The sequence below is a fragment of the Chlorobium sp. genome (assembly GCF_036528655.1).
Lineage (GTDB): Bacteria > Bacteroidota > Chlorobiia > Chlorobiales > Chlorobiaceae > Chlorobium.
The window spans coordinates 39,361-61,596 of record NZ_JAIGND010000012.1; the positions used below are offsets into that span (position 1 = coordinate 39,361).

Annotated in this window: 19 protein-coding genes; 9 read left to right on the top strand and 10 right to left on the bottom strand. The window is 53.7% G+C overall.

Going from position 1 to position 22,236, the window contains the following annotated elements; translation table 11 throughout:
• The first annotated feature begins 26 nt into the window (after positions 1-26).
• The 3 genes from K4305_RS04200 (at position 27) to trpC (ending at position 2,814) form a co-directional block, all read left to right on the top strand.
• Positions 27-458, top strand: a complete 432-nt coding sequence (locus K4305_RS04200) for a M67 family metallopeptidase (protein WP_331561115.1) — start codon at positions 27-29, stop codon at positions 456-458.
• A gap of 95 nt (positions 459-553) precedes the next feature.
• Positions 554-2,032, top strand: a complete 1,479-nt coding sequence (carB, locus tag K4305_RS04205; protein ID WP_331561116.1) for a carbamoyl-phosphate synthase large subunit — start codon at positions 554-556, stop codon at positions 2,030-2,032.
• Between the two features lie 5 nt (positions 2,033-2,037).
• Positions 2,038-2,814 carry an indole-3-glycerol phosphate synthase TrpC gene (trpC, locus tag K4305_RS04210; protein ID WP_331561117.1) on the top strand — a complete coding sequence of 259 codons (777 nt, stop codon included), beginning with the start codon at positions 2,038-2,040 and terminating at the stop codon, positions 2,812-2,814.
• Here the strand turns inward: trpC and rpe are convergent.
• From rpe to pheA, 6 genes are all read right to left on the bottom strand, one after another.
• Positions 2,795-3,460, bottom strand: coding sequence for a ribulose-phosphate 3-epimerase (gene rpe / locus K4305_RS04215; protein ID WP_331561119.1), 666 nt, complete (start codon positions 3,458-3,460; stop codon positions 2,795-2,797). The genes trpC and rpe overlap by 20 nt on opposite strands.
• 42 nt (positions 3,461-3,502) lie before the next feature.
• Positions 3,503-5,740, bottom strand: coding sequence for a BamA/TamA family outer membrane protein (locus K4305_RS04220; protein WP_331561121.1), 2,238 nt, complete (start codon positions 5,738-5,740; stop codon positions 3,503-3,505).
• Between the two features lie 17 nt (positions 5,741-5,757).
• A complete protein-coding gene (locus tag K4305_RS04225) occupies positions 5,758-5,985 on the bottom strand; it encodes a DUF2795 domain-containing protein (RefSeq protein ID WP_331561122.1) in 228 nt (75 codons plus the stop codon).
• Between the two features lie 25 nt (positions 5,986-6,010).
• On the bottom strand, positions 6,011-6,775 hold the full coding sequence (locus tag K4305_RS04230) for a M23 family metallopeptidase (protein WP_331561123.1): 765 nt from the start codon (positions 6,773-6,775) through the stop codon (positions 6,011-6,013).
• Between the two features lie 84 nt (positions 6,776-6,859).
• Positions 6,860-9,700, bottom strand: coding sequence for a DNA polymerase I (gene polA / locus K4305_RS04235; RefSeq protein ID WP_331561124.1), 2,841 nt, complete (start codon positions 9,698-9,700; stop codon positions 6,860-6,862).
• Positions 9,697-10,536 (bottom strand): prephenate dehydratase, encoded by an 840-nt coding sequence (gene pheA, locus K4305_RS04240; RefSeq protein ID WP_331561125.1) that lies wholly within the window; start codon positions 10,534-10,536, stop codon positions 9,697-9,699. The genes polA and pheA overlap by 4 nt, the downstream gene beginning before the upstream one ends.
• A gap of 163 nt (positions 10,537-10,699) precedes the next feature.
• Between pheA and K4305_RS04245 the strand changes: the two genes are divergently transcribed.
• From K4305_RS04245 to K4305_RS04260, 4 genes are all read left to right on the top strand, one after another.
• The gene (locus K4305_RS04245) at positions 10,700-11,452 is read left to right on the top strand and encodes a YebC/PmpR family DNA-binding transcriptional regulator (protein ID WP_331561126.1); all 753 of its coding nucleotides are present in this window, start codon (positions 10,700-10,702) and stop codon (positions 11,450-11,452) included.
• A 7-nt stretch (positions 11,453-11,459) separates the two neighbouring features.
• On the top strand, positions 11,460-12,032 hold the full coding sequence (ruvC, locus tag K4305_RS04250) for a crossover junction endodeoxyribonuclease RuvC (RefSeq protein WP_331561127.1): 573 nt from the start codon (positions 11,460-11,462) through the stop codon (positions 12,030-12,032).
• A 62-nt stretch (positions 12,033-12,094) separates the two neighbouring features.
• Positions 12,095-12,655 carry a CDP-alcohol phosphatidyltransferase family protein gene (locus K4305_RS04255; RefSeq protein ID WP_331561129.1) on the top strand — a complete coding sequence of 187 codons (561 nt, stop codon included), beginning with the start codon at positions 12,095-12,097 and terminating at the stop codon, positions 12,653-12,655.
• A 42-nt stretch (positions 12,656-12,697) separates the two neighbouring features.
• On the top strand, positions 12,698-13,738 hold the full coding sequence (locus K4305_RS04260) for a tetratricopeptide repeat protein (protein ID WP_331561130.1): 1,041 nt from the start codon (positions 12,698-12,700) through the stop codon (positions 13,736-13,738).
• A gap of 116 nt (positions 13,739-13,854) precedes the next feature.
• Here the strand turns inward: K4305_RS04260 and K4305_RS04265 are convergent, their stop codons facing one another.
• Positions 13,855-14,526 (bottom strand): peroxiredoxin, encoded by a 672-nt coding sequence (locus K4305_RS04265; RefSeq protein WP_331561131.1) that lies wholly within the window; start codon positions 14,524-14,526, stop codon positions 13,855-13,857.
• A gap of 398 nt (positions 14,527-14,924) precedes the next feature.
• On the opposite strand from K4305_RS04265, the gene K4305_RS04270 reads away from it, so the two are divergent.
• Positions 14,925-15,419: a Fur family transcriptional regulator gene (locus K4305_RS04270; RefSeq protein ID WP_331561132.1), complete on the top strand. Its 495-nt coding sequence runs from the start codon at positions 14,925-14,927 to the stop codon at positions 15,417-15,419.
• Between the two features lie 22 nt (positions 15,420-15,441).
• Here K4305_RS04270 and K4305_RS04275 read toward each other — a convergent pair whose 3' ends face one another.
• On the bottom strand, positions 15,442-16,110 hold the full coding sequence (locus tag K4305_RS04275) for a fibrobacter succinogenes major paralogous domain-containing protein (RefSeq protein WP_331561133.1): 669 nt from the start codon (positions 16,108-16,110) through the stop codon (positions 15,442-15,444).
• Between the two features lie 198 nt (positions 16,111-16,308).
• Between K4305_RS04275 and rnr the strand changes: the two genes are divergently transcribed.
• Complete coding sequence (gene rnr, locus K4305_RS04280) at positions 16,309-18,684, top strand: ribonuclease R (RefSeq protein WP_331561134.1); 2,376 nt, start codon at positions 16,309-16,311, stop codon at positions 18,682-18,684.
• Between the two features lie 38 nt (positions 18,685-18,722).
• On the opposite strand, the gene K4305_RS04285 is transcribed toward rnr, so the two are convergent.
• Together K4305_RS04285 and K4305_RS04290 are read right to left on the bottom strand one after the other, a co-directional pair.
• Positions 18,723-19,436: a type 1 glutamine amidotransferase gene (locus K4305_RS04285; RefSeq protein WP_331561135.1), complete on the bottom strand. Its 714-nt coding sequence runs from the start codon at positions 19,434-19,436 to the stop codon at positions 18,723-18,725.
• Positions 19,429-21,972: an ATP-binding response regulator gene (locus K4305_RS04290; protein ID WP_331561136.1), complete on the bottom strand. Its 2,544-nt coding sequence runs from the start codon at positions 21,970-21,972 to the stop codon at positions 19,429-19,431. The genes K4305_RS04285 and K4305_RS04290 overlap by 8 nt, the downstream gene beginning before the upstream one ends.
• Positions 21,973-22,236 lie beyond the last annotated feature (264 nt).

A 22,236-nucleotide genomic window follows, 5' to 3' on the forward strand; every position in this document is an offset into this window, starting at 1 on the left:
TATGTTTTTCATTCAACCGTTTTCCAATGAAGTTACCCCGGCGCAAATTTGAAATCATCCAGGAACACGCTTTTCGTGAAAAGCCCTACGAGTGCTGCGGCCTGCTCGCAGGAAAACGGTATGTCGATCACCGGGGCAATATCGAAAACGTGGTTCATGAGATAGCTCCCTGCCGCAACGCTCTTTACTTCGGCAGGGAGAACGGTTTTGAAATTTCGTTCGGCGAATACGCCGATGTCGAGCGGGAAGCCGTCGCTCTCGGCTACGAGATCGTCGGTTCCTATCATTCGCATATCAACTCTCCGGCAGTGCCTTCGCGAAACGACATCGATTTCGCGCGTCCCGGCCATACCATGCTGATTATTTCCCTCATCAACGGCGTACCCAGGGAGGTAACGGCATGGCTGAGAAGGGATGCCGGCGGATTTCATCAGGAACCTATCAGAATTATCGAGTGAATCCGCCGCATCATCCGGGGCGGAGGAAACTCTCCTGAATATTTTGTACATTATGTTCGAAAAAATCTTACCAAGTCATTAATCCTGGGAAAACAGTGCCAAAAAGGGAAGATATCAAGTCTATTTTAGTGATCGGGGCCGGCCCTATCGTAATCGGCCAGGCCTGCGAATTCGACTATTCGGGAACGCAGGCATGCCGTGCCCTCAAGGACGAAGGATATCGGGTCATACTGGTTAACAGCAATCCTGCGACCATCATGACCGATATCGAACTGGCAGACGCCACCTATATCGAGCCGATCACGCCGGAATACGTGCAGAAAATCATCGAAAAAGAGAAGCCCGATGCGCTTCTGCCCACAATGGGGGGGCAGACCGCGCTCAATACCGCGGTCAGCCTTGCAGAGTCGGGCATACTCGAACGAAACGGCGTCGAACTGATCGGCGCGAAGCTCAGGGCCATCAGAAAGGCCGAGAACCGCGAGTTCTTCAGTGACGCCATGAAGAAAATAGGGCTCGAACTGGCCAAGGGTTTCTTCGTGCGAAACGAAAAAGAGGCGCGCGAAGCGCTTGAAGAGATCGGGCTTCCCCTCGTCATCCGTCCCTCCTTCACCCTTGGCGGAACCGGCGGCGGTTTTGCCGAAACAAAGTCCGACTACTACGAAGCCGTGCGCAGGGGGATTGCCGAAAGTCCGATAGGCGAGGTGCTGGTCGAGGAATGCCTTCTCGGGTGGAAGGAGTTCGAACTTGAGGTCATCCGCGATACGGTCGATAACGTCATCATCGTCTGCTCTATCGAGAATGTCGATCCCATGGGCGTGCATACCGGCGACAGCATTACCGTCGCTCCGGCACAGACGCTCACCGATCGCCAGTACCAGGTGCTCAGGGACGCATCGATACGCATCATCCGGGAAATCGGCGTCGAGACCGGCGGCAGCAACATCCAGTTCGCCATCAACCCCGAAAACGGGCGCATTGTCATCATCGAAATGAACCCGCGCGTATCGAGAAGCTCAGCGCTGGCCTCAAAGGCAACCGGTTTCCCGATCGCAAAGGTCGCCGCCAAGCTCGCCGTAGGCTACACGCTCGACGAGATCCTCAACGACATCACAAGGACGACGCCGGCAAGCTTCGAGCCCGCCATCGACTACTGCGTCGTCAAGATTCCCCGATGGGATTTCGAGAAATTCAAAAACGTCGACGCCCGCCTCGGCGTACAGATGAAATCGGTCGGCGAGGTGATGGCTTTCGGGCGAAACTTCCGCGAAGCCCTGCAGAAATCGCTGCGCGGCCTTGAAATCGGCCGGGCGGGTCTTGGCTCGGACGGCAAGGACCTCATGAACGTGGTCGATATGACCCAGCAGCAGAAAATCTTCGCCAAGGAGGATATTCTCGAAAAGATCAAGGTGCCGAAAGCGGACAGGATGTTCTATCTCCGTTACGCCTTCCAGGCCGGCGCGACGGTCGAAGAGGTGCACCAGTCAACGAAGATCGATCCATGGTTTCTCGACAACATCCGCCAGATCGTGGAATTCGAAGCGGAACTAAGGGAGCTTGCCTCGGCAGGGTAACGGCTATGAGCTATCTCCGGAGGATACTCGACGAAAAACAGAACGAGGTCGCCGAACTCAGGAAACAGCGTCCGGCGCAGCGCTTCCTTGAGCGGCAGCACGACATTCCGCCATGCCGCGATTTCGCCGCCAGTCTGAAGCGGTCGGAAGAAAACCTGCGGCTCATCGCCGAAATAAAAAAAGCCTCTCCCTCGCGCGGGGTCATCGTGCATGATTTCGATCCGGCGGCAATCGCCCGCCGCTACCTCGAACTCGGTGCATCGGCCTTTTCCGTGCTTACCGACAGGCTGTTCTTCCAGGGGGCGAACGACTATCTTCAGACGGTAAAACGGGAGTTTTCCCTTCCTGTGCTCCGCAAGGATTTCATTATCGACGAACACCAGATTTACGAGTCGCGGCTTATCGGCGCCGACGCCATTCTTCTTATCGTCGCCGCGCTCGATCCGTCGCAGCTTCGCGACTATCTGCAGCTTGCCGGGGAGGTCGGCCTTGCGGTTCTTGTCGAGGTCCACGACCGTCGGGAGCTCGATACGGCAGCAGACGCCGGTTCCCGGATCATCGGGGTCAATAACCGGAATCTCAGGGACTTCAGCGTCAGTATCGATACGGGCATCGAACTCAGGCCGCACTTTCCGGAGGGCGTTATAGCCGTCGCGGAAAGCGGACTGAAAAGCGCCAGCGACATCGCAAGGATCAAGGAGGCGTCATTCGACGCCGTACTGATCGGCGAAGGGCTCCACGTCAGCCGGGAGCTGCATGACCTTACCTGGCAAAAGCCTTGATTTTCGCGGCTGTCGCAATCGGGTTCTCCGCCTTGAAAAACGCCGTTCCGGCAATCAGGGAATCGGCGCCCGCCTTCACCAACGCTTCGGCATTTTCTTCCGTAACGCCGCCGTCAACAGCTATAACCATTTCCGGATTCAGCTCCAGACGCATTGCGTGAAGCTTCGCGATTTTATCAATAGACGAAGGTATGAACTTCTGACCGCCGAAACCGGGATTGACCGACATCAGGAGCACGAGGTCGAGATCGGGCAGGATAGATTCCAGCGTCGACACCGGCGTGGCAGGGTTGATCGAGACACCCGCCCTGGCTCCGAGGCTTCTGATATACTGCACGGTACGGTGAAGGTGCGGGCAGGCCTCCTGATGCACGGTAATCTGGTGCGATCCCGCCCTGATGAAATCCGCGATGAACCGGTCGGGGTCGGCGATCATGAGATGGGTATCGATCACCATGTCGGTGCAGGAAGCGACAGCCTGGACGATGAACGGGCCGAACGTGATGTTCGGTACGAAAACGCCGTCCATAACGTCGCAGTGCATCCAGTCGGCGCCGGCTTTTTCGGCCAATGCGACTGACGAACGAAGATCGGTGAAATCCGCCGAAAGAATCGACGGGGCAAGAAGCGTTCCTGTTGCGGGCATAAAGCAAGATGGTGAAAGGTTCCGAGAGAGATACCGTAAATATTAAAAAGCCTCTCCAATTCCAAAATTGAAGGTAAAATCGAGCGGATTCCATTTGCTTATCAGCCATGAATCCTCTTCCGCAGGATCATGGATCTTCCAGGCGAAATCGAAACGGAACGGACCTATCGGTGATCCTACCCGGAGTCCGACACCGAAATCCCATGCAAAATCGTTCATGAGGGAGTTCAGGCTGAAGCCGTATGGACCGGTACGGTCCCAGATATTGCCGATGTCGGTGAAAAATGTCACCCCGGAGGGCTGGTCGAACAGGGTGAAAAATTTCCAGCGGTATTCAAGGCCGAGTTCAAGCTTTATATCGGCTCCGAAGTTCGCTGCTACCTCGCTCGCGCTGCTTCCGGGACCGAGGGTATTGAACAGCCACCCTCGCATGCTGTTTGCTCCGCCGGCGTAGAAGCGCCTTTCTTCAGGAGTCGCCTCCGCTTTGCCGTAGGGCATCATCCACCCCAGGTGCAGTCTTCCTGCCAGCTGCCGTTCGGGCGACAGGTTTCTGAGGAATCCGAGCCTCGTTTCAGCTTTCAGATATTGCGAATACTGGGTTCCGAAAATCTGGGGATCCTTATCGGTGAATCCTTCATACGATTTCGTGTCGATTATCTGATCGACGAGCCAGGCAAGGCTTCCGGACTCTTCAACAAGAAGATCGAGGTTCCAGATGTTTTTCGGAACCGGGGCTCTGTTCAGGTTCGTATAGTTGTAGCGCAGCCGGAATGTCTGGTTGATTCGCGTTTCAAGCAGGCTGTCTATGCCTGCGTCGACAGCGACGTCGTTGTCGGGATCGATGCCGATATTTTCGGCCAGATCGGTTTTGAAGAGTTTCCGGAATCCTCTGAGCGAATCTTTCTGCACCAGTTCGAATTCAAAAAAGTCGAAGCTCAGACGCGAAGACGGACCGGGTTTTGCGCTGTATGAGCCTCGTACAAGCCCGTTGACCGTCGAGAGCAGGATAGGCGATCTCGACCGTGAATATTCGACATAAGCCGAATACACATTGTCGGGCCGCTGCAGCACCGGCATGATGAGGCTGCTTTTCGCGCTGAATTCGTAAGGAATGAACTTGTCGTAGTCATCTTCCTCGAGATTATCGAGCAGGTTGTTGCTGTAGCTTGTCTGCGTACCGAATTCCAGGGATGCCTTGAACTGTTCGGCGCCACCGAGCAGGTTTCTGTTTTCATAAGCAGCCGAAACCCCGAAAAAAAGCGATCCATAACGGTTATCGACAAGCAGTTTCGGTTCTATCTGGTGTTTCGGCGCTGGCTCCAGATGAACCGTCGTATAGAGTCTGCCGTCGCGGACCGAATCCGGTTTTATGACGATGGAGGAGAAGACGTTTGTTTTGCCGAAATTCTGCAATGTTTTCTGTTCGAGGCTCTCTTGCGCGATCTGATCCGGACGGAACGCGATGGCGCTGGTGATGAGATCCGGATGCACCTTCTGGGATCCGAATACGACGCCGGATATCGAATCCTTCAGGAACCTGCGTTCGCTGCTCAGGGTATCCCTTCGTACCGGATTGTGCACCACAGCATGCACCGGACTGCCGTACACCAGCTTTTCCGGCAGTCTGAGGCTGTAGCGAACGCCGGCATTGGTTCCGACGGTATCCACCCTGATGCGGATACTGTCTTCGTGAAAAAACGCGTAGCCCTCGTTACGGAAAAACGTCATCGTCCGATCGCGCTCGGCAATCAGTTTTTCAACCGAAAAAACATCTCCGGTTTTCAATATGCCGCTCCTGACGTACCGGTCCCTGATTTCTTCGTCGACGGCTTCAAGTCCTTCGTACGCAAGAGAATCCATTCTTGCCGGCTCGTTTTCGGCGATTGTTATGCTGATATCGATCCTTCCGTTCTTTTTCCTGTACTGCATGGATGAACGGATATCGGCAAAAAAGTATCCCTTGTAGGTATAGAGCTTTTTAATGACGCCCAGATCCCTCTCGAAATTTTCCGGATCGAACGGTTTTCGCGATTTCCCGAAAATGCCGAGACCGAGAAACGAGGTGGGTTCAGTCGTTACGATGATCTCCCTGAGCTCCTTTTCGGGAACGGAATTGTTTCCGGAAAATCGGATGGAGTTGACGTAGAGAGTGGTTGTGCCTGTCGTATCCGGTACCGATTCAGGTAATGCGTCTGCCGGCGATGCGGAAGCATCGACAAAAAAAAGGGCAACGACCAGAATTCCGGCGATTGCCCTGATAAGCGTTCCTGGAGAACACACGCGGAAAAGAATTTTTCTCAGCTTAACAATTCTTCGTCACCGTAACAGAAATCCTCGTCGGTAGGGTAATCAGGCCAGACCTCGTCGATGCTCTCGTAAACCTCGTCTCCTTCGGGCAGGTCGTGCAGGTTTTCGATAACCTGCTGCGGCGCGCCGGTTCTGTTCGCATAATCGAGAAGTTCGTCTTTTGTCACCGGCCATGGAGCATCTGCAATATATCGGGCAAGATCGAGATTCCAGTACATAATACTAACGCTTGAATTAATCGTTTTAAGAGTTGCCGCCTTCGGTTTCGGAAGAAGGCTTCTGGATAGTCAGGAACTTGTCCGGATCGCTGTTGTCGAAAAAGTATGCAGCCGGATTGACCCTGACGTTGTCTTTATGGATTTCGTAGTGGAGGTGCGGGCCGGTCGAAACGCCGGTGTTGCCCGAGAACGCGATGATTTCGCCTTTCGAAACGCGCTGTCCCTGGCGGACGAGCGATCGGGAGAGATGGGCATAGATCGTTTTGAACCCGTAGCCGTGAGAGATGGTCACTTTCTGACCGTAGCCTCTTTCATATCCTGAAAAACTCACGACCCCGTCTCCCGTCGAATGCACGCGCGTTCCCTCAGGAGCCGCAAAATCGATTCCATGATGAAACAGGACGCGTTTGTAAACGGGATGCATGCGCATGCCGTATTCGCTTGTTATATGGCCGTTGACCGGCTTGATGTTGGGAATGGATGTGAAGTAGGGGCTGTTGCTTTCTGCAGGCTGGCTGATCTCGGGATGGCTCTCTTTCTGTTTGTCTATCTGGAGAATCAGGTGCTCGATCATCTGCTCGGTCGTTGCCAGCAATCCTTCAGCCGATCCGGTGGGGGCTGGAGACTTTTCTTCTGCATGCAGGGAGGAAAATGGCGCACATGAAAGGAGGAGAGCGGAAAAAAGGCAGACAGACTTTACGAAACACCGCAAAGACGCAACATTGGGTGTTGCGTTCCGCTTGTTTCTGCCGCAGCCCGTCAGGCTGAAAAACAGTTTTACTGTAAACATGCAATGCCGGGTTGATTGTCAGGTCAGGCAAGCTTTCGTTGTTATCAACTAATATAAACAAACTTTTTATTATAAATCAAAGGGCTAATGAGCCTCCATCCAGTTTTTTCCCGTTCCGGTATCGACTTCCACGGGAACGGTTTTCATACCGCAATACCGGGCGGCTTCGATCATGGCATCAACGACAAGAGCTTCCATAGCCGCTCTTTCGCCGGGCGGCGTTTCGAAAAGCAGTTCGTCATGTACCTGCAGCAGCATGACCGACTGCATCGCCTGCTCCTTCATCCTCATGCTGCAGAGGTTCATCGCATATTTGATGATATCGGCGGCTGTCCCCTGAATAGGGGTGTTCATGGCTGCGCGTTCTGCCGCTTTTCTGCGGATGCTGTTGCTGCTGACAAGGTCCGCCATATATCTGCGGCGTCCGAGCAGGGTTGAGACGAACCCTCTTTTCCGGCCCTCCTCGACGATGCCGTCAAGCGCGGCGAACAGATCCGGATATTTCGATTTATAGATATCGATTATCTCTTTCGCCTCTTTCTGCGGAATGTTCAATCGCCTCGACAGCCCGAAAGGCTGAATGCCGTAAAGCACGCCGAAGTTGATCTCCTTGGCTTTGCGCCGCATATCCGGAGTGATCGTTTCCGTGTTGAAGATCGTTTTTGCCGTCGAGCTGTGGATATCCTCCCTGCGGCGGAATGCTTCGATAAGCTTTTCGTCTCCCGAAATTTCGGCCGCGATGCGCAATTCGATCTGTGAATAGTCCGCCGAGAGGATGAGATTCTCCGGGTTCGAAGGGATGAATGCCCGACGGATCTCTTTTCCTGCAGGGGTCCTCACCGGGATATTCTGCAGGTTCGGGTTGGACGACGAGAGTCTGCCGGTAGCGGTAATATGCTGGTTGAACGAGGTGTGCAGGCGGCCCGTTCGAGGATTGATCATTTTCGGCAGCGCATCGATATAGGTGGTTTTGAGTTTCTGCAGACTGCGGTATTCGAGAAGGTCGACTGCCACAGGGTGGAGAGGGGCAAGCTCTTCGAGCACTTCGACATTGGTCGAAAAACCGGTTTTCGTGGTTTTTCCTGCAGGAAGGCCAAGCACGTTGAAAAGAATATGGGAAAGCTGCTTCGGAGAATCGATGTTGAAGACCGATCCGGTCGAAGCGAAGATGCGTTCTCTCAGATCGCCGATCTGGCCGTTGACGAAAAGCGCGGTCTTTTCGAGGTGAGCGGTATCGATCGAAATACCCTGATATTCCATTCCGGCAAGCACTTCGACAAGCGGAAATTCTATGCTCCTGCACAGGTGGAGCAGCCGGTCGTTTTCCTGAAGCCTTGTTTCGAAAACGCCTTTGAGCCGCAGCGCCACGTCCGCATCCTGGCAGGCGTAGTCCGAAAGCCGCGGCGGAGGTACTTCGTGGATAGGAATCCGCTTTTTTCCCTCGCCGGTCAGTTCGTCGAACGTCGTGGTTCTGATGGAAAGGTGTCGTGCGGCAAGGTCGTCGAGGTTGTGTTTTTCCTCCGGATCGAGCACGTAGCTCGCCAGCATGGTATCGAACGATACCGGAGAGAGCGAAATACCGTAGTTCTTCAGGACGAGCATATCGTATTTCAGGTTCTGGCCGGTTTTTCCGATACCCGGTTTCTCCAGAGTCGGTTTCAGCATGTCGAGTGCATGGCGCACGTCGAGCCCGTTTCTGCCGAAATAGACGAAAACAGCCTCTTTCGGTTCGATCGAGAACGAAACACCGACAAGTTCGGCCTGAAAAATATCGAGGCTTGTCGTTTCCGTATCGATTGCGAACGATTCCGACCTTTCGAGCCGGCCGACCAGCTCGCCGACCTCTTCGAGCGTATCGATCATGCGGTAGGACGCCCCCTCGAGGGGCGAAAGAAGCGGTTCGTCGCCGGCCTGATCCCCTGAATGTACAGCGCCTTCCATGGCGCTTTCTTCTTCGGAAACGGCAGCGATGCCGGGAAAAGCTACCTGCATGCGTGCGGCTATGCTTTTCAGTTCGAATTTTTTCAGAAACGGAAAAATCCTCTTCCTGTCGGGAGTCCTGCAGGCAAGCTGCTCCAGATCGAGCGCAAGGTCGATGCCCGAATCGATGGTGACCAACCGGCGCACGAGATCGAGCTGAGGCCTGAACGCCTCGAGGCTTGCGCGCGTTTTCGGGGCGAGTTCCCCGATATGGTTGTAGATACCCTCGAGCGAACCGTATTTCGTAAGCAGGGCGGCAGCGGTTTTCGGGCCGATGCCTTTCGCGCCGGGTATGTTGTCGGAGGTGTCGCCGGAGAGGGTGAGCAGATCGACGAACCGCTCGGGTTCCACGCCGAACTGTTCGACGATCTCCTTTCGTCCGAACGGTTCGAGATCGTTCTGTTTCCTGGACGGCTTGAGCATGGTGACGCCCTCGTGCACCAGTTGGGCGAGATCCTTGTCGGGCGAGACGATAAAGACTTGACAGCGTTCCGAGAACTGTTTTGCTGCAGATCCTATCAGGTCGTCGGCTTCGTATCCCGGCGTTTTGATAAGCGGTACGCCGAATGCTCCGATAAGACCGATAATCGCCTCGATCTGCGCAAGCAGATCTTCGGGTGGAGCAGGACGATTCGCCTTGTAAGGCTCGTACAGGTCGTGCCGGAAGGTTTTTTCACGGCTGTCGAACGCAACGGCAAGATAGTCCGGATGCCAGGTTTCATAAATTTTCAGCAGCGTCGACGCAAAGCCGTGTATTGCTCCGGTTGGAATGCCCTCGCGGGTTTTCATGCCGGCCTGCTGCAAAGCGAAGAATGCCCGGTAAACCAGAGCCATGCCGTCGAGGAGGAAGAGTCCGGGTTTCCCTTTCCGTTCCGACGGCGTCGCTCCGGCAACCGCGGCATGATACGTATCACTGAAAAAATCGAATTGCCGTTCGTCCGTCATGCAATCACTCCGTAGCTGCCCAGAACTTTGACCATGGTTGCGAATTCTCCCAGGTGGCGAAGCGCGTTTTCGATGTTCGGATCCTCGCGGTGCCCGATAATATCGATATAGAAAAGATATTCGAAAGCCTTTTTTCTGAAAGGGCGCGATTCGATTTTCGCCAGATCGATGTTCCGCAACGCAAGCGTCGCAAGAGCCTTGAAGAGCGATCCCTGTTCGTTCGGCAGGGTAAAGACGATCGACGTTTTCGGCTGCGAGACGTCGGGCCGGCTTTTCATGATCGGGTTCGCGGCCTCTTCGGCATGGGCGATGCAGAAAAACCGGGTGATATTCCACTCCTCGTCGGCGAGGTTTTCCTGGAGGATTTCCAGTCCGTATAGCTCTCCGGCACGTTTCGACGCGATCGCAAGTTTCGATGGATCGCCTTCGGCTGCGATCATTTTCGCGCTTCCGGCGGTATCATAGGCGACCTCTGCCTTCAGGTGGGGATGCAAGGTGAAAAAATTTCTGCACTGTGCAAGCGCCTGCGGATGCGAAAGCACTTTCACGGCATGTTCTGCCGAAGATCCGTGAATCCCGAGCAGGCAGTGCTCGACTTTTACGAAAGTCTCCGCGACAATTGCAACAGGGTGCTGGAGGAGCAGGTCGTAGTTGTGATGAATGCTGCCTCCAAGCGAATTTTCGATGGGGATGACCGCAAAGTCGGCTTCGCGGCTTTCGACCGCGGAGAATACTTCGTCGAAGGTTTCGCAGGGTTTCGGTTCTCCGAGCCTGAGCGCGGCGATCTCGCTGTACGCTCCTGGTTCTCCCTGATAGGCGATCATCGGGTTTGTCATTCTTTGTTCTTGTAGTTAACTTGCGGCAGAGCCGTAGCTTTCAATGGAAACCGTTTTCCGGTCGCGTCGGCAGCCCTCTTCTCTATGTTCTGAAAAGAATATACGGTCAAATATCGAAAACGGGGGATATTCCAGGGAATTTAAAATCAGTGATATCTTTATTATGTCCGGACACAGTAAATGGGCCACCATCAAAAGGAAAAAAGCCTCAACCGATCAGAAAAGAGGCAATCTCTTCACGAAACTGGTCAAGGAGATCACCATTGCCGCAAAAATGGGCGGCGGCGATCCTTCAGGTAATCCCAGGCTTCGACTGGCAATCGATACGGCTCGCGCCAACTCCATGCCTATGGACAACATCCAGCGGGCGATCAGGAAGGGAACCGGCGAACTCGAAGGCGCCAGTTACGACGAGATAACCTACGAAGGATACGGCCCCGCAGGTATCGCCCTCATCATAGAAACCGCAACCGACAACCGCAACCGGACGGTTGCCGAAATCCGCCATATCATGAGCCGCAACAATGGTTCGCTCGGCGAAAGTGGCAGCGTCGGCTGGATGTTCCAGCGCAAGGGATCGATCGATGTCCCGAAAAGCGCGATCGAAGAAGACGCGCTGATGGAACTGCTTATCGATGCCGGCCTTGAAGACCTCGATACCGACGACGAAACATATTATACGGTGCTCACCGATCTGCGCGATCTTGAATCCGCCAAAAAAGCTCTCGACGATGCGTCGATCGCTTATGAAAACGCGCGGGTCGATCTCGTACCCGAAAACTATATCGAACTCGAAGCGGAAGACGCCGAAAAAGTCATCAGGCTGATCGACGCGCTTGAAAATAACGACGATGTTCAGGCCGTCTACAGCAATATGGAAATCAGCGAAAAGGCGATGAACAGTTTAAACGGATAATAGACGCATGGTTGTGCTCGGGGTGGATCCCGGTAGCCTGTATACCGGATACGGCGTTATCCGGAAAGATGCGGCAGGGTTTCATGTTCTTGCATGCGGCGTGATCCGGCTGAATCGCCGGAAAAGCTATCCCGAAAGGATAGGCGAGATATATCGCGAGCTTGAACTGGTCATGGAAGCCTTCCATCCCGGGTGCCTTGCCCTTGAAACAGTTTTTTTAAACAGGAACGTCCAGTCGGCTCTCAAGCTCGGGCAGGTCAGGGGAGCCATTATTGCGCTTGCTATGAACCGTAAGGTGGAGTTGCGCGAGTATGCTCCCCGCGAGGTCAAGGCTGCTGTTACCGGAAGAGGTTCCGCCGGCAAGCAGCAGGTGGCCTGCATGGTACGCGGCATGCTTCGTTTCGATTCCGGGCCGGCAACTTTCGATATGACCGATGCGCTCGGAATCGCTCTTTGCGATCTGCTTAAAACGGGAGGGAACAAGTTGCCGGAGATACGTGTTCACTCCGCATCAGGCGGCGCGAAGCGGAAAAACTGGGCGCAGTTCGTCGAGTCGCGGCCGGATATGATCATACGCTGAAGGATGAGCGGCCGGTTTGCCTGCCCTTGTCATGAGAACGAGAATATAAACCGATAGAATCTGTGGAAGGCCATATTTTCAATCTTCCGAACTTTCTCAGCCTGTTGAGAATCCTGCTGATTCCGTGGTTCATATACTACTATCATGCCGGCCAGCTCACCATTGCCATCATCCTTATGATCGTTGCCGTGCTGAGCGACTGGTTTGACGGGCAGGCCGCCCGATGGACAAACGAGGTGTCCGAGATGGGCAAGATTCTCGATCCTCTCGCCGACAAGCTCTGTCTTGCCAGCGCCGCGCTTTATTTCCTCTGGATCGGAAAGCTTCCTCTCTGGTTCGTGCTCTTCGCCATCCTGCGCGATATGCTGATTTTTTCCGGCGCGGCGTACATCCGCTATCGGCACAAGGTGCTCACGACATCGCTCTGGCCGGGCAAGTGGGCCGTCGGTTTCGTTTCGATCATGTTCATCACCATGGTTTGGCCGCATCCCCTCTTTGAGCGTTACCCGATTCAGGAATTTTTCATGTACCTCTCCGTGCTCATGCTCTCCTATTCCTTTGCGGAATACTGCGTGCGGTTTTACCGCATACGCAAAGGCGAGCCTGAGACCGGTACGTCATGACCATTCGTGGTTGAGCATTCTCTATCTATCCCCTTTATTCCGATGAACACGTTAGTGCCATATCTGCTTCTTCTGTTTCTGACGCAGATTTTTACCCTGCCGGTGCAGGCATTCGCGTCCTCGTCGGGTGAGGATGCGATTCTCATGAACGCCGCAGTCAAATTCCGGAAAGGCGACTTTTCCGGCGCCGCCGAAGCATACAGCGAGGCGTTGAAAATAAATCCCGGGCGTGCCGAAGCATACAACAACAGGGGACTTTGCAAAGCGGCATCCGGCGATGCCGAAGGAGCAGCATCCGATTACAGCAAAGCCATCGGTATCGAACCCGCGCTGACCGAGGCATACAACAACCGGGGACTTGTTTTTGCGGCAACAGGCAGGCACCAGGAAGCGATCGCCGATTTCAACCAGGCGCTCAGGATCAACGCCGTTCAGGCTGAAGTCTACAACAACCTTGGACTGTCCAGAGCTGCGCTTGGCGATCATGTCGGAGCGCTTGACGATTTCGCCACCGCCATTGCCCTCAAGCCTCACTATCCCGAAGCTTTTTACAACAGCGGCTGTTCCCGCCAGAGTCTCAGCGATCATGAAGGTGCGCTCCGTGATTTTCTTAAGCTCACCGCATTGCAGCCAGGCTACGCCGAACCCTTTTACCGATGCGGCACGTCCCGTGCGATACTCGGGAACCATAAGGCAGCGCTTCTGGATTTCGACAGGGCGATTTCCATTAACGGAAACTATCGCGAAGCGTTTATCGGCAGGGCTGTTTCCCGGATCAGAACAGGAAACTTCCCGGGAGCGCTTGCCGATTATGATAAAGCTATAGCCCTGAACCCCGAAAATCCGGAAATATATTACAATCGTGCCCTTGTAAAAGTCAAGCTGAACGATTACGCCGGTGCCGTTGCCGATTGCACCGGCGCGCTTGAAAGAAGAAAAAACTATCCCGAAGCGTTGTTTTTAAAAGGCATCATGCTCGGCGAACTTGGAGACCGCGACGGCATGCTTGCCGATCTGCAGCGTTCAGCGTCTTCAGGTTACGCGCCGGCAAAGAAGCTGCTCCGGAAAGAAAGAAACCGATAACCGCATTCTGTCGGCGCATACGGAGGCGGCAAAAAGACCATCCGAAAACGATAAAAGCCGGAGGACGGGCAGTCTTCCGGCTTTTATCGTTATGATTTCCGGTTTTCCCCGGAGCATCAGAGCGACTTATGGCAGAACCACCAGTCATAACAGTCGTACTGCGACGGGCGTTTTTTCGCATCTTCGATGTTGTTTGCCGGCGGAATGATCACCCGGTCCTTCAGGAGGGTGTTCTCCGGCCAGTTTGCCGGAATGGCAACCTTGTTGCTGTCGGAAACCTGAAGGGCTTTGACGGCACGCACGATCTCTTCGATATTTCTGCCTATCTCCTGCGGATAATAGAGGATCAGTCTGACCTTGCCTTCCGGGTCGCCCACGAACACGGCGCGGACTGTATTGGAGCCCTTGCCTGGATGCAGCATGCCGAGCTGCATTGCGATGCGGTCGTTGGCTGCAACGATGGGGAACGTGATTTCGGTATCGAGGTTGTCCTTGATCCACTCAACCCATTTGATATGCGAAAACACCTGATCGACCGACATGCCTACGAGTTTGCATCCGAGCTTGTCGAAATCCGGCACGCGTTCCTGAAAAGCGAGGAACTCGGTCGTACAGACCGGAGTGTAATCCGCCGGATGGCTGAAAAGCACGAACCATGAACCTTTGAGATCGCCGGGAATGTTCATCTGTCCATGGGTCGTCTGCACCTGCATTTCCGGAAAAGCGTCTCCGAGCAGCGGCATGCCCGCCTCGCTGTAATAAAACTGGTCTTCGATATGTTCCGACATGATTGTGATCCTCCTTGAATGTTTTGTTAAGAAACGTGATGTACTTCTGCAACGAACTCCTGTATTATAGAAATATTCTCAAATAAGAGCAAATCCTTTTTAGATTTTTTTTATCTTTTCATGAACAGGCGGTGCGGAATGCGAGTTCATAATTGTTATATTTATAATGAGATTAAAAAAATCCTGTTTTAAGCCCCCGAGAGCAGGAACAGTTTAAAAACATAATGGGAAACTCTGAAAAGTGCGATGAAAGATCAACGCGCAAGGCTGACGCAAGGGAGACCGGAGTGTACAGGCAGGTACATGAGGATTTCCATTACCGGCCAACCCGGGCAATCCGGTCGCTTGCTGCGTTATAGAGGTTCCCGCAATGCTATGAACAGATGGAGGATAAGGTTATGGCAGAAGTAAACACAGTTCAGGGCGATCTCGAACGTTTTTTTGCCTTCTGCAGGGAGCACAATTTGAAGGTAACGCCTCAGAGGACGGCGATTTACTCTCTCCTGAAGGGATGTCCCGATCATCCTTCGGCAGATTACGTCTACCGCCGGATCAGGAAAGACTTTCCCGGCATTTCCTTTGAGACCGTCAACCGTACTCTTCTGACGTTTGCTGCTCAGGGGCTCATAGCCATCGTGGAGTCGACGACTGGCGTCAGGCGGTTCGATCCCGATACGGAAAGCCACCATCATATTCATTGCGTGAGGTGCGGACGGATTTTCGATTTCAGGCATGAGGGGTACGACGGGATTTCAATTCCTGAAAATCTTTCCGATACGTTCACGGTTATCGACAAGCGCGTTGTGCTGCACGTGATCTGCCCCGAGTGCAAAAAACAGGATGAGGCTCACCAGGGCGCCGATCATGCCGGGTATGGTATGACAACCTCGTGAGCCTCGGTATTGCTATGCTGCCTCAGTCTCTGAGGCAGCGTACCGAAAGCCCGAGCGACTTGCTGCTGCTCACCCGGTAGACGGCAGAATAAGCGTTGAACAGCTGTCTGTGCCATGCAGCGTAACCATTGTTGTCCGTAGCGCTCCAGAAGCTGGCGTTGGTGCCCATAAGGTGAAAGTCCCCGTTGCTGCTCCGGTATCCTGCCGGAATTGCCGTGAAACCGCTGCTGTTATCGGCTCCTACGACAGGAGCCTTCCACAGCACCATCGATTTCAGCTTCGTTCCCGATGCTTTTTCACCTCCTGTCGCTTCTACAAGCTGCTGCCATTCGGCATCCGTCGGAACATGCCACCCCTGGGGAGCAAGACCTCTCGGATCGTTCACCGCATACCAGTTGTAAAGCTTACCGTAGGTCACTCCGTTTTCGCTTCTGTTTTCGTAATAGCACCAGGCCCCGGTTTTCAGGCTGTTCCACAACAGGGGATCCTGTACCTGCGGAATTTCGTCGCCGTTCCGGTAACGGGTAACGTCGAGATTATCTCTCATCCATACCTGATTGCCGATTGTAACCGCAAGGATGCCGACGGCCGGACTTCCTTTTTCTGCGGCTGAGGCGTAATAGTCGGGCATGAGCAGTGCGACAATCATGAAAACCACTGCCGGAACGCTGAATTTGTGGCTTCTTTTCATTATGTTAAGGTGTTTTGTTGGTTTCTGCAGGTTTTGTATTACAGGATTTCCAGTCATCCGTTGCAGGAAAGGACGAATGTGCCGATTAAAGGTTTAGTACTAACGCGGAAAAGATTCTTATGGTTTCTCGGAATGGCTGCCCCCCGTTCTGAAGAGTCCTCGGCCCCGGCACACAATACACATTAAAAATTATTCAGAGTGGCAAGACAGCGTCATAACCGCAAGCCCGGAGCATCGGGAAAAAAGAGAAACAGGACTAATCCGTCGCAGAGCGCGGACAGGGTCCGTCCGAATGACCACATCCTTATCAACGAATTTCTTTTCAAGAGGGGAGAAAGCTCTCTTGCCGCTGAAATCGTCAATTTTCTCTCCGACCACGAAGGTGAAAGGTTCAGGTCAGTCGAACTTGCAAAAATCATGGGTTACACCGAATCCCGGCAGCTGCCCGGTTTCTGGTACGTGCTTCACAAACTGCAGGAAGACGGAACGGTAGACAAGGACTCCAACCGTTGTTACGGCATGCAGTGTCTCGAGCCCGCCACCTATGAAGATCTGCTGGAGCACACCAAACAGTTTCCGGCTCCCGGAAAGGAGCAGTTCAGGGTCGACCAGACCTATACGGGAAGGCTTTCCACCCATCCCAACGGATACGGGTTTATTGATGTGGAGGGTTTCGACGACGATATTTTCATCAAATCCGGCGACATGAACTCAGCCATACACGGCGACGAAGTCGAGGTTGTCGTGACGACCGTGCCTGAAACCTACACGACGAAATCAACTCCTCACCAGCGGTGCGAAGGCATCGTCGTCAATGTCGTCAGCCGTAAACTGAACACCATTGTCGGCACGCTTATTCGGGCGAACCGGAAGTTCACCCTCAAGGCCGACGACCGCAAGCTGCTGCCGGAAATCTCCATCCCCATCAAGCAGGCTGGCGGCGCGAAAGACGGTCAGAAAGTGCTGGCAGGTGATCTCGATTTCCGCAAGCCCGGCATCATACAGGCCAGGGTGCTCGAAGTGCTCGGCGCCGCCGGCGAGTCCCGGGTGGAAGTCAGCGCCATCGCCCGCAACCACGGCATCGACGAAACGTTTGACGAAGAGATCGTCCGGTTCGCCGAGTCCATCCAGGAAGGCATCGCCGGCGCCGACCTTGAAGGACGTCTCGATATCCGGGACAAAACGGTGTTCACTATCGATCCCATTGACGCAAAGGATTTCGACGACGCTCTTTCGGTCGAACCGCTCGAAGACGGCCTTTACCGCATCGGCGTGCACATAGCCGACGTTTCGCACTACGTGCCCGAAAATTCGCCGCTTGACCGCGAAGCCATGAAACGCGCCACATCGGTCTATCTGGTAGACCGCGTCATTCCCATGCTGCCCTCCAGGTTATCCGAACAGATCTGCAGCCTGAATCCCGGCGTGGATCGTATGGCCTTCAGCGTTTTCTTTACCATGACGGAGAGCGGGGAGGTTAAGGAGCACGAGTTCCATAAAACCGTTATCCATTCGAAGCGGCGTTTTACCTACGAGGATGTCCAGGATATTATCCTGAAAGGCGAAGGCGATTATGCCATGGAACTGCAGCTGCTCGAAAAAATCAGCGTCCGGCTCCGCGAAGAACGTTTCCTCCATGGCGGACTCGATTTCGAAACGGAGGAGGTCCGCTTCAGGCTCGGCAGCAAAGGCGAGCCTGTCGAAGTGATCAAAAAGGAGCGGCTGTCGAGCCACCGGCTTATCGAAGAGTTCATGCTGCTGGCGAACCGGAAGGTCGCCGAATATCTCACCAGAACCTTCCGCGAGCGCAAGAAGAATGCGCAGCCGGTAATCTACCGGGTGCATGATTCGCCTCAGCATGAGCGTGTAGTCATACTCGCAAACTTTGTCAGAAAGATCGGCTACACCCTGAAGCTGAACCGGGAGAAAACCGGTCCGGTGGTAATGGCCAAAGCGCTTCGCCAGCTGCTGCAGCAGGTGCACGGCACCAATGTGGAGTTTCTCGTCAACGAACTGGTGCTTCGCTGCATGTCGAAAGCCATCTACACTGACGAAAACAGCGGCCATTACGGGCTCGGTTTTTCGCACTACACGCACTTCACCTCTCCGATCCGCCGTTATCCCGATCTTGTCGTGCATCGGCTGCTCTTCGAATACGAGCATCTCCGCAGCAAGAAAAAGAAAATCAGCCCGAAACGTCTTGCCGAACTCGAAGAGAAAATCAGGGTTGTCAGCCGCATCTCCAACGAGCGCGAAAAAAGCGCGGTCGAAGCCGAGCGCGAATCCATCAAACTCAAGCAGGTCGAGTATATGGCCGGCCATCTCGGCAAGGTCTATCAGGGGGTGATTTCAGGAGCGACCGAATACGGCATTTACGTCAGGATGGTCGATTTCGCCATCGAAGGTCTCGTGCACATGCGCAACCTTACCGACGATTATTACGAATACGACGAAACAACCTACTCTCTCATCGGCAAACGCCGCAAAAAACGGCTGCAGATCGGCCAGCGGGTAAAGGTGAAGGTCCATACTGTCGATATGCAGCGGCGTACCATCGACCTTGTTATCGCATAGGCTCTTTCGATGCGCAGCAATAGTCTGGTTCTGCGGAATCAGGCTATTGCTGCGATTTTCAGGAAATTCGTCATCAGGGCGATTCCCGTTTCGGTATACTCCTTCCGGATAGCCTCGAACTGTTCATAGAGGATATCGCTTCCGGTGTTCTGCAGGTCGGGATCGAGCCTCGACCATTCCATCAGCATGTCGGCAGTAAGTTCGAAATGGCACTGCAGCCCATAAGCTTTGGGCCCGACCAGGACAGCCTGGTTCCTGCAATGCATGCCGACGCCGAGCAATCTCATCGATCCGGTTATGTCCACGGTTTCCCCGTGCAGCTGGAACACACGGAACGATTCCGGCATGTTCCGGAACAACGGATCATTTATTCCTTCGCCGGTCAGTTCCATGCGGTATGGGCTGCCTTCAGGGTCGAAAAAGCCGATCTCCCTTACGGGGCTTGCCGTAACCAGACCACCGGCGGCTTTGACCATCACCTGCAGCCCGAGGCATATGCCGAGGCAGGGCATTCCGGCCTGCAGGGCTCGCCCGGCCATGTCGAGCTCCATTCGCATGGCAGAAGTGTCGTCGTCAGCGCTTTGCGGCCCTCCGAGGATGACCAGAGCATCGCAGGCAAGCGGATCGGGAATCGTATCGCCTCGCGAAACATCGCACACCGTATATGCGACGCAGTGTCTTTCGAGAACAGGCTCCAGCAGTCCCGGACCCTCTCTGGCAATGTTCTTGACGATCAGGATGCGTTTACCCATCGATCACTTTATTTTCGAGCATAGTCGATATAGCGCCGGAGGTATCGTTGAATGTCTGCCAAAGCACGGCAATCCAGCGGTCGTTGTCCGGCCATCTGCCTTTTCTGGTGGATTCGTTTATATAACGGGTCAGAATATACAAGCGGTTCGCTCCGCAGCTTCCCGAAGAGCCTTTCAGCGTATGAATGAGCATATCGACGCTCTTTATATCGCCTGAAGATACTGCAGAGCCGAGTCTCTCCAGAATTTCCTTCGTATCGTCAATATAGAGCCGCAGTATGCTCGTGACCAGCTCGTTGCCGCCTGTTTCCATCAGGCTGCTGATGATCGACCGGTCAAGGATTTTTTCCCCGGCGATAGTTTCCCAGAAGTTTTTCTCTTCAGGCGCCTTCCGTACTCCGTTCTGCCTGAGGCTGTCCGGCTCGATTCTGCAGGTAAGCCAGGAGGTTATCACCGATATCAGTTCGTCCCTGAAAACCGGTTTGCCGATATGATGGTTCATCCCTGCCGCCTTCGATCTGGCGATGTTTTCGGTATCGGTATTGCCGGTGATCGCGATGATCGGGATGGTATCGAACTTTCTGAATCGCGTGAACCGGTCTCCCTTACGGATTTCTCGTGCTGTCTGCAGGCCGTTCATGACCGGCATTTCCATATCCATAATGATGAGATCGTAATCCTGAAGTTCGAGGCGTTCCAGAGCGACTTCGCCGTTTTCGGCCTGTCCGGTCAGGCAGCCGTAATGCTCGAGAATCATGCTCATGAACTTCCGGCTCGTTTCATTGTCGTCCACCAGCAGGATTCTGCTGCCGCAGATGGTATCCTCCTGTTCCGACGATATCGTCGATGTTTCCGAGAAGAAATACCGCTCGAAAACACCCACGATATCGGGTCTTCTGATCGGTTTCGAGAGAATTTCGTTCATCCCGCACTTCGCTGCGCGCATACGGGCTTCGGACTGAGGAAGGGCCGTTATGCCGATGACCGGCGCCTGAAGGTAATGCATGGCGATCGACGGCTCGATGTTTTTTGCCGATCTCAGCCGGGTTATTGCGCAATCGCCATTGAGTTCGGGCATTTCAAAGTCCATGAATATAAGGTCATAGCGACGGAGTGCCGCCATTTCGAGTGCCTGTTTGCCGTTCTCCGCCTCGTCGAAAGGACATTGCCATTCCGAAACATACTTCGCAAGCAGCAGTCGGTTGCTCACCTGATCGTCGGCCATCAGGATCCTTTTGCTTTTCATGATCTCTTTTTTCAGATCGATAACCGTTTTCGAATGATATGCGGGAAGCCTGATGGTGAACTCCGTCCAGCGGCCTTCTTCCGAGTCGCAGCTTATGTCGCCGCCAAAAGCCTGCAGCACTCTTTTGCAGAAAGAGAGTCCCAGACCGTTACCTCCGCTTTTTCCATACGTGTAAAACCGGTCGAAAATCCTTGCCCGTTTCGTTGCCGGTATTCCCGGTCCGTAATCCCTGACTTTGACGAAGTTGCAGGTACTTCCGCATTCCGTCGCTATTTCGATACTGAAGCCCGGACGGCTCTTGTAATAGAGCGCATTTCTCATCAGGTTGAACAAAACATAGATGAACAGATCCTTGTCGCCGAAAAAGTCGAAGTTGTCCGAAGCCTTATTGGTAACAAGCGCCTTGTCCTCAGCGGAGCCGTAACCGTAACTGTTTATGGCCGTGTGGATAATGGTTTTTGCCGAATGCCTTTTGAAATTGTTGATATCCACCGATCCATCCTGAAGGCTGGCCAGAATTGAATCGATGATTTTATTGCCCCTTCGTATCGTTGCCGTACTTTCTTCGATAACATCGTGGATATTGATCAGGCCGGAGCAGCTCAGATCGACTCTGCCTTCCGAATCGCTGCTGTGCGGCTTGTTCGGCAGAATAGCCTGCAGCGAGCTCATGGCATTGGTTATGGAGCTGAGCGGATTTCTCATTTCATGGGCGATGCTGCCGCTGAGGCTCTGCAGGAGAGATACCCTGCTCTGATGCGCAAGCTGCCTTCTGTGATTGGCGATGATGCCGCCGGATATGGAGAAAAGAAAGATCGGAATGTATTCGGGAGTGAAGTATGCGTAAGATACCGCGCCATCAAGAAACAGTACCGCGGCATAGGCTGCAAGAAATCCGGACAGGGTCATGATGAAGATGATCATCCAGTCGAAGATGAACAGCGTCAGCAGAAATGTACCGGCCATGAACGACATCGCCCATACCAGCGACCATTCGTTCTTCAGCATCATGAAACTGAAAAAAAAGGGCATGACAATAAAAAGCGACAGAAAGAAATAGACCGGAAACAGCTTCTTCCACTGTTTCGGCAGTTGTCGGTAGAGCACCCAGGGGAGAGATATGAACGCACAGAGAATCCTGAACGACAGGTTCTCGTAAGGCTGCGGAAAAATATAGGTCCAGATAAGGTAATAAACCGGATACCCGAGAATACCGAACAGTCCGATAATGCCCATATTCGGTTCCGCATGTTCGACAATATCTATCGCTTTCTGTTTCAGTTTCTGCATTGAAAAAACATTTCTGGACGCCTCGACTGGATACTGGCAAAGGGGAAGGGGTTCGGTGTTTGTTTCATTAGTTGAACCGTTTCTGCACGCAATCAGTTTCTCCCTGTAACTACATGTGGCAATAGAGAAAATTCCTACCGGTCACGTTCCGGTTCTCATGCGTTTCCTGTGCTCCCGATACCTTTTGTCTGCGATTATGCGTCACCTGACGTGCAATTCCATGGTATGGGCAGGAGCGTTCTTTTTCTGCCGAATATGGCTTTT